Genomic DNA, 2,082 nt, shown 5'->3' with positions numbered 1-2,082 from the left:
GTGGAGGCGACCCCCGCTCTAGGGGCGTGCTTGCCCGCCTCGTGGAGGTGGTTCTGCCTGCGGCTTGGGCCTGCCGCCGAGTAGCAGGGGGAGTGTCCCCAGACCTGGCGTGCTCGCGCCCGTACCCCGTCAACCGCGCTGACGTCGAAGCCCGTATCCAAGACGCTCACGACAACAACCGTGACCTCAACCTCTCAGGGGAAGACCTCAGCGGCCTCGACCTGCGGCACGCTGACCTGCGAGGCGCCAACTTGCGAGGTACTGACCTGTGGCGCACTGACCTGAAAGGCTCCGATCTGCGGAGCGCTAATCTCTGGCGCGCTGACCTGCGGGGGGCTGACCTACGGGACACCTACTGGGATGGTCTGGTCATCGACCATCTACCTTCTGGCTGCGTCTACCTCATCCCGACCCCTGATGGCTGGTACATGCAGATCGGATGCTGGTGGGGCACCCCAGACGAGCTGCGCAGCCTCATCGCCCAGGATGAAGGCTGGCCCAAAGCCGAAGATGAGGAGGCCACCCGCCGCCGCCCCTACCTCGAAGCAGCACTGGCCCTCTGCGAAGTCCACATGACCGACCACACAGACGTGATCGACGACCTCCGCAAGCGCTGGGGGAGCAACAAGGACGTGGCAGCATAACCTCACCTGCCCATCCCACGTACGCATGGTGTACCACAGACCCACGACCAGGTGAGCTGGTTCTTACCCCTGCTACCAGCCTGCCCCGGGATGGGTGCGCGCCGGGCAGTTCGCACAACACCGAAACATTTAAGCGCTTAGGCGTTTTGCATGTCAGAAGTTTGAATACTTAGCCCTGCCTGTGTTGCTGGACCCCTCGACCATGATCTCCCGGCGCGCCCTCCCAGTTGTCTTTAGCTACCGCACTGCTGCGCACCCCGGCGCACTCCGCGCACCGCTGCACCACGACCACCCGCGATCTCCAAGGGACTACACACGACCCCCCGGGCAAGCCTCCACGACCTCGTGAGACTCTAACCGCACGCGGTAAGGAAGCGCCAAGGCAGAGGTGGGCCTCACCACCCGGCGCGCTCGAATCTCCTCATAGCACCTCGTGCGGATGACCGTACAGATTCACTCACCCCGGGAGCGTTGCCAGGCAATTGAAAGACCTGTTGAGAACTTTAACTTCTAGGTTCTTTAGCATCTAGCATCTTGTACTGGCACGTCACCCCTCGTAGCTATAATGACCCGCAGAGCCGGGCCTTACCCACCACCAGCACCTTTTGACCCCTCACCTCATATACCCGGCGTGCACCCGGTTCTTTCCATAAGGGTGTTCCTACACACCGTCCACATCCCAGGGGATAGAGACCTCGTAAAGCCCTCCCAGGCTCAGACTCAGCACACCACCTCCCGCGAGCGCGAGCACACACCGACTCCCAACCAGAAGACCCCAACCCCACTGCACCTCGCACCGAGAACCACCTTGCCTCGTGTAGCGGCAGCCTGAGCGCGCCGGGTATCGGCTGACTACCCGGCTCTACATGTGGTTGCGGCTGGCCTGGGGTGGTGATGGGTACACCGAGGTCAAGTCTTCGCATCCGGTGGCGGGGCGCTGCTGTACACCTGGTGCCGCGTGGATAGAAGCAGGGGAGGGTAGGCCCTCGGACGGGCTGGACGAGTCACGTGGCTACCATCGCCCCGGCGCGCCGGAGTATCCTAGGCTTTCCCGCGCACCCAGCCACAGCACGCGCTACCGCGCCCTCATCTACCCCGTATCCTACACGGATAGGGAATGAAATCGGTCACCTGATTTTCTTACTAGCAGCATAGATTATGCATGCTACAGCACCTATTATGGCAATGTATTTTCCCCAAGAAAGAATGCTGCTATTCCAGTTTCCTGTCACTATTTGAGTGGCGCTTATAAAAACTCCCACTATAGTGGCACATACAATAATGTAGGGGAGAAATTTTTTCATTTCTCCCCCATTACTGCGACCAGCATACTGCCCCAGAGTATATTTTTACACCATGACCCCAGGAATTGCAGAGACCAATAATCCCAGAGTTGATGGCCAATATTCCAGCTATTGTTCCAGCTAAGGCCGGGCCA

1 protein-coding gene and 1 pseudogene are annotated in these 2,082 nt (G+C 60.1%); both read left to right on the top strand.

All coding sequences use genetic code 11. The features are described from left to right. Positions 1–26 precede the first annotated feature (26 nt). Positions 27–338 (top strand): annotated as a pseudogene (locus tag B140_RS14595) (pentapeptide repeat-containing protein); the annotation flags it as partial. Between the two features lie 90 nt (positions 339–428). Beyond that, positions 429–644, top strand: coding sequence for a hypothetical protein (locus B140_RS14500; protein WP_244874433.1), 216 nt, complete (start codon positions 429–431; stop codon positions 642–644). Positions 645–2,082 lie beyond the last annotated feature (1,438 nt).

It is taken from the genome of Corynebacterium mastitidis DSM 44356, assembly GCF_000375365.1.
GTDB classification, from domain to species: Bacteria; Actinomycetota; Actinomycetes; order Mycobacteriales; family Mycobacteriaceae; genus Corynebacterium; species Corynebacterium mastitidis.
The sequence above is the reverse complement of the archived record's forward strand: the minus strand, read 5'-3'. Positions and strand labels throughout refer to the sequence as shown.

Coding starts and splice junctions, on each gene's coding strand:
- B140_RS14500 (WP_244874433.1), top strand. CDS start 429: ATGCAGATCGGATGCTGGTGGGGCACCCCAGACGAGCTGCGCAGCCTC.